This window comes from Streptomyces sp. NPDC001156 (genome assembly GCF_053598275.1).
This window is the reverse complement of record NZ_JBSFJX010000334.1, coordinates 1-5776: the sequence shown is the minus strand read 5'-3', so window position 1 is coordinate 5776 and position 5776 is coordinate 1. Positions and strand designations below refer to the sequence as shown.

7 protein-coding genes and 2 pseudogenes are annotated in these 5776 nt (G+C 68.3%); 2 read left to right on the top strand and 7 right to left on the bottom strand.

The features are described from left to right. Both ACWDA7_RS49480 and ACWDA7_RS49475 read right to left on the bottom strand, forming a co-directional pair. Positions 1–205: pseudogene (locus ACWDA7_RS49480) on the bottom strand (hypothetical protein); the annotation flags it as partial. A 307-nt stretch (positions 206–512) separates the two neighbouring features. Continuing rightward, on the bottom strand, positions 513–839 hold the full coding sequence (locus ACWDA7_RS49475; protein WP_450614361.1) for a plasmid stabilization protein: 327 nt from the start codon (positions 837–839) through the stop codon (positions 513–515). 383 nt (positions 840–1222) lie between these two features. Between ACWDA7_RS49475 and ACWDA7_RS49470 the strand changes: the two are divergent. Beyond that, positions 1223–1736: pseudogene (locus tag ACWDA7_RS49470) on the top strand (ornithine decarboxylase); the annotation flags it as partial. Positions 1737–1891: 155 nt separating this feature from the next. Here ACWDA7_RS49470 and ACWDA7_RS49465 read toward each other — a convergent pair. The 5 genes from ACWDA7_RS49465 to ACWDA7_RS49445 form a co-directional block, all read right to left on the bottom strand. Continuing rightward, the gene (locus tag ACWDA7_RS49465; protein WP_450614360.1) at positions 1892–3478 is read right to left on the bottom strand and encodes a Na+/H+ antiporter; all 1587 of its coding nucleotides are present in this window, start codon (positions 3476–3478) and stop codon (positions 1892–1894) included. A gap of 53 nt (positions 3479–3531) precedes the next feature. Then, entirely contained in the window at positions 3532–3744 is a 213-nt protein-coding gene (locus ACWDA7_RS49460) for a hypothetical protein (protein WP_450614358.1), read from the bottom strand. Positions 3745–4406: 662 nt separating this feature from the next. Then, complete coding sequence (locus tag ACWDA7_RS49455) at positions 4407–4580, bottom strand: hypothetical protein (protein WP_450614356.1); 174 nt, start codon at positions 4578–4580, stop codon at positions 4407–4409. 218 nt (positions 4581–4798) lie between these two features. Further along, on the bottom strand, positions 4799–4930 hold the full coding sequence (locus tag ACWDA7_RS49450; protein ID WP_450614354.1) for a hypothetical protein: 132 nt from the start codon (positions 4928–4930) through the stop codon (positions 4799–4801). A gap of 75 nt (positions 4931–5005) precedes the next feature. Next, positions 5006–5197, bottom strand: a complete 192-nt coding sequence (locus ACWDA7_RS49445; RefSeq protein ID WP_450614352.1) for a hypothetical protein — start codon at positions 5195–5197, stop codon at positions 5006–5008. Between the two features lie 89 nt (positions 5198–5286). Here ACWDA7_RS49445 and ACWDA7_RS49440 point away from each other — a divergent pair, with 89 nt between their 5' ends. Next, a complete protein-coding gene (locus ACWDA7_RS49440) occupies positions 5287–5475 on the top strand; it encodes a hypothetical protein (protein ID WP_450614350.1) in 189 nt (62 codons plus the stop codon). Positions 5476–5776: the final 301 nt, after the last annotated feature.

The window sequence follows — 5776 nt, the reverse complement described above, 5'->3', positions numbered from 1 at the left end:
CCACGGAGGCCTGCGGTTCCACGGTCACCGGCGCGCTGGTCATGATGTCGCGCACGTGCTGGGTCATGGTCAATGTCCTTCCCCGGCTTTGGCGGTGCCGTTCACCGCCCTCGGCCGCCGAGTACCCACCGAGCGAGGTCGCGCACAGGGGAGCCGATGGGTCTGCCGCCGGACCACATACACCGCGGCCGACGGGCTGGATCAACGTTGTAAGTCTTCCTCAACCGGGCCGGGTGACCTCCAGTTACTCGACGCGGGCGACGCCTCGCGGCGCCGTCACCGTCATAAATTGCGGCGATCAGGGCACACTCAACGCGGTGCCTGGTACGCACAAGAAGCCGTAAGCCAAGTGCGGGCAGCGCGTCGAATGCCCACGACATGGCGTTCCTGGCGCACACACAGACGGCGCGGAAACCCGCGCCGTCCTGCTCGATGTGCTCATTGACGAAGGCGTCGGCCGTACGTCCTGCCCGGGCCCCGGCCCAAGCCTCACTGGGGACCGGCACCTACTGTCAGCGGCCGAGCGCATTCTCCAACTGCTCCTTGGTCATCGAGGAGCGGCCGTGGATGTTGCGCTTCTTGGCCTCTTCGTACAACTGGTCCCTGGTGGGTCCTTCCGCGCCGCTGTGGGAGCGCTGCCCACCGCGCTCGGACGCCGACTTCGGGTCACGCGTGGAGGTCTTGCTGGCGGTCTTCGACTCACCGGACCTGGCCCGCTCCTTGTTCACCGTCCGCGCGGCGATCTCCTTCGCCCGCTCCGACGACTCGCCACGATCCTCGGCGCTCTCCTTGATGTGCTCGTACTGCCGCTCGCGCTTGGAACTCGATCCGGCCGGCATGACGCCCCTCCTTTCCTGCCCACTGAGGGGAGGTTCAAGGTCTCGATACGGCAGCGGGCGCTCGGCCCACGGATGCTCGGGCTGCTGGTCCGGCGGTACGCCGCCGCGCCTTCCTTGTCGCCCTTGTCCGTGCCGTGCGGGTGCCGGTCCTTCGCCTGGGTCTGCCGCGCCTTGAGCTCGGCGCTGGACTGCGGTGTGCCACCGCCCGTTGTCACTGCGTCGCTGCTTGGGTGGATTGGACAAGGCACCCCGCTCGCATTCCTATCAGTGTTCGTTAACGGCAACGAGTTCCCCGAAGCAGCCGACGCACACGGCCGGCATTGACACCCGCCCGGATGGTCCACGGGGCATGTCGATCGCGGTTTTTCGGGAACGGCTCACACGTGGGTCTGAACCACGATGAGGCGCCCGTCCTCGATGCCCTAGCCGCTATAACAAGCAGCGCGTGGCGCGGGTCCCCGCGCCCGGGCCGTGCTGGGGGGACGCCGTGTTCTTCGGCGTCGTCCTGGCCAATGGTGGCCTTGACGACCGGCTCGCCCGTGCCCGCGCACTGGAGCGGGCCGAGGAGCTCATGGCCGACGCGGTGCACGCCGACCACGCGTTTTTCGACGTGCGGCAGTTCCCTGTCGGTGAAGGCCGCCATGTTGGCGGTGACCTGCCCGGGCCACTGGCTCCTCGTCGGACGGGACGCGCACAAGTCGGTGGTCGCCGGGCTGGTCCTGTCCGGCGTCGAGCGGGTGGAGCCCCGGTGGGACGCCGACCCGGCACATCGCCCATCCCCCGGTCGGCGGCCGCCTATGACAAGGCGTTCATGGAGCATCCCGATGCCGACGGGGCGGGCCCTGGGCAGCAGCCCCGTACGGAGCGGCGGCCGACCTCACGGGCATCGCCGGCATCTGAGGGGCTTGACGATGCGGTGGCCGTTGGCCCGAGCCCACGTGCGTACGGCCTTCCGTCGAGGCCGAAGCCGTCGATCTGGTTCGCAGTAGGCGACAGTGCAGGTCGGCGACTTGGTAGGGCGGAAGGCTTCGACCCGAAGGGTTATCAGACAGTCAGCCGAGGTCGCGGAGGCTGGCTTCCTCGAGGTCGAGTTCGCGCTGGATCCGGCGCCGGGTGGCGTTGCTGATCTTGTTCGCTTTGTAGAGACGCTGGAGCTCGGTCGCTTCTATGGCGATGAGTGTCCGGCGTATCTCGCGGTAGGCCTCGGCAGGACGGGCGTCGGGGTCGCTGTAGTGGGCGTCTTCGGCCTGGTGGATGCGCGCCTCCAGATGGCGACGGGCCTGTTTCAACGCGGCCTCGGCGGCGGCACCCAGGTCGGCGAGCTGATCCAGATCCCCAAGCTGTTTGAGCTCTTCGAGAGCGGCGTGGGCAATGTGTCGGCGGGTCCGGGCCTCCTCGCGGGCGGTGTGCTCTGGTTCAAGAGCAATGCCGGAGCGGCGGACGACGGGAGCGAGGGTGAAGCCCTGGACGATGAGCGTGAGCACGATGGTCCCGGCGGTGAGCGTAAGGATGAGCGCCCGGTGCGGCAGCGGCGCCCCCGTGTGGGTGGCCAGGGGGATGGAGAGCGCGGCGGCCAGCGGCATGACGCCTCGGGTGCCGGCCCAGGACAGGACGGCCGGGCCGCGCCAGGAGAGGCGCCTGTCGCTCTCCCTGTGCCGGTACTGGAGCAGGGCGGACAGCGGGAAGATCCACAGAAGGCGGATCGCCAGCACTGTGAAGGCGATTACTGGCACCCACAGCGGCCAGCCGTTCTCATCGTGCGCGAGGTGTCGAATAGCAGAGGGAAGTTCAAGGCCGATGAGGGCGAAGACGATGCTCTCCAGCAGGAAGGTCACGGTGTCGTAGACGGCGTGGACCTGGAGGCGGATGGGGGCGTTGCTGAGCTTGTGGCGGGTGCTGCGAAGGAGGACCCCGGACACGATGACGGCGGTCACACCGGAGGTGTGCGATTCCTCCGCGATGACGTACGAGGCGTACGGAGTGACCAATGCGATGACGGTCACGACCATGGGGTCCTGGGTCCGTCTGCGAATGAGGGTCACCACCCCGGTAACCGCCGCGCCGATGAGGGCTCCTCCGCCTGCAAGGATCAGGAACTGCTCGACGGTCCCGGGCACGGTGATGGCGCTGCCGGAAACTGCTGTGGCCACGGCGACCTTGTACAGGACCAGGGACGTCGCGTCGTTGAACAGGCTTTCCGCCTGCACCATGGCCTGGACGCGCGGGGGGAGAGACAGGCGCCGGCCGAGCGCGGTAACAGCCACGGGGTCGGTGCTGGCCAGGACAGAGCCGAGGATGAACGCGGTCGCGGCGGTGAGCGGGGTGATCGCTCGGGCGACGTACCCGACGGCGATGGCCGAGGCGAGGACCAGGCCGAAGACCAGGCCGGTCACAGGCCGCCACACGGTGCGCAGGTCGCGGACGGAGATTTCCCCGGCCGAGGCGAAGAGCAGTGGCGGCAGGACCAGCACGTTGATCACGTGAGGCGGCAGGCGAACCTCGGGAACCCAGGGCATCAGCCCAACGGCCAGCCCGGCAACCACGAGGAGGGAGGGGGCGGGCAAGCTCCAGCGTCGGGCCCCGGTCGCCACGGCTGTAGCCAGGACCACGAGCAGCAGGATGACGGTCAGGCCGGTCATGGAGCGTCCCCGATGGGCTACGGCTTGTTACCCCAATCTGACCAGGTGCTTTATCAACCTAACCGACCTCGGACGGCGATGCCGCCCACGGGGGAGCCGCGACCGTCCAGGGTTCGGAGGGTCGGTGCACCCCTGGCACCCGCACGGCAGAGGAACATGCTGAGATCCTGCAGGCTGTACGCCGTCTCGAGGATCACTCCGTCGACGCGCACGCGTCGACCGCCGGTCTCGGACGGCGGGTAAACGATCACGCGGCGCCTCGCCATAGCTCAAGCCTGGCCCTCGGGCGCCTGACGCGCATGCTCCTCTTTCAGCGCGATGCAAGGCGGCTCCCGTCATGCTTGCCCACCCATAAGCGCCGGGTGGCTGCCGTGCTGCTGCCGGGTCAGGCTGGGCGTGGCGCCGCGCGGCCTGGTGCCGTCCCCCAGTTCAGGCTGCCGGAAGTCCATGGGGGGCACGCCTCCCACCTGACGGCACGGGGGAGGGCGCGCTCAGATGATCGAGATGCACCGGAACGCGGACTGAGTGAAAAACGTCGCGTCTTTGGCTTGCGAGCGTCTGACACGGCGATCCTGCTGTGACGGGCCGTGCCTACTCGTCCGCCGGTTTGGTGTTCCGTTGGATGGCCCGGCAATGGAGGCGTAGCGGCTGAGCGCCTCGCCCGTACGGGCAGGACAGCCCCTGGCAGCGGGCGCACGGGCCGACCTGAGCCGGAGAGCAGCTCTGGAGCGGACACCCGGTCCGTGGCGGGGTCGATGCGTCTGGGGCACCTCATTCATGCGCCGAGGTAACGCCGCGGCTGGCGAGCTCCACCCGATCACCGCCTAGTGGCTGCGGCACCCCTAGGGGCGGCGTAGCCAGGCTCTATGGGTGAGCCACCGAGGAGATCCACGCAGGACCACGAGAGCCAACAGCCCGGCCGCGGCGATCACCGGATGGCGTGCCGGTGCGATCGCCGCGCCCAGCGCGTGCCCAGCAGCACGAGGTCGGCCACGAAGACCACTACGCCGATGATCAGGAGGTAGAACAGTCCCTTCATCGTCGCGCCGACGAGTCCCAGGACGATCGCCGCGAGGATCAGGAGCAGGAAGAGCGCAAACATGGATAGCCACTTCCTCCATACAGGTAAACCGCTTCCAGGGCCCCGATCTCGTGGCCCTTGGGATCGATCACGTCGTGGCTGGTTCTCCTCTGAGCCGCTCGTTCTCGATCGCCAGATCAGTAGCGGACAGTAGTTCCAACGGTTGTCGCTTCGAGAGCGAAAAGAAGGCCATAGCTCCGCCTGAACGAGGCACACCGCGCCGGGAGGGCCCGCGGAGGTCAATGGTGCCTGATCTTCAGCAGCATGACCACGAGAGCCACAATTAGAATCGCGAACATGATGGCGTACCACGGGAAGAGTGCCTCCGCTCCGTCCGCCATGCAGGGGAGCTTTCCGCATGCGAAGTTCATGGGGATCGCCTTCTTCGGAAAGGCAGCGGAAAACGGCAGATTCCGTAGTTTCGAGTACCCGCGACCGGTTTTCCGTCACCTCACGAACTGGGTGCTCTGCTCGATGGCCCGGCCGTGGGGGCACAGCAGTTGGGCGCCGCGCCCGTAGCGGCAGGTCAGTCCCTGGCAGCGGGCGCCCGGGCCGACCTGCGCGGGTGTGCAGCCCAGCATGATCGCTGCGGACACGCGGTCCGTCGTGGGGTCGATGCGCCTGGGCACCTCGTTCATGTATCCGAATGTACGTCGCGGCTGCCGAGCTCAACCCGATCGCCGCCTAGCGGCGTGCGGCATCCCGGGGGGTGGCGTAGACAGGCTCTATGGGTGAAGACACCGAGCAGGTCCACCACCCCGGCGAGATCGTTCCCGTCTCCGGGATCTACGAGTGCGACTGCGGACAGGGCCACGAGTACAGCACCGATGTGAAGGGCCATCGCTTCCCGCCTCTGCACCAGGCGTGTAGTGGCAGCGGCTGGCGACTCAAGGCGCCGGCGCACCCTGGCGCCTGAGCGTCGCGGCGGTCTAGCGGGATGGTGTTGCGGCCGCCGGGCGAGCCGATGCTCGCCCAAGCGCGCGACACGCTGCCCGGGCCGGGCGCGCTGCCCGGCGGCCTGGCCTACGAGCCGAAGTTCGACGGGTACCAGGCGCGGCCGGCCGTGCAGCGCCGGGCCGGTGCGGCCGCCAAACTCATCTCGAGATGCACCCAGTGCGGTTGTGACCTTCCCCTCGTAGCGTGGAGGTGTGACTGAAGGGGAAGTTGAGGGTCATGGGTGGGAAGCGACGGTCGTACGACGCGCCGTTTCGTGAGGG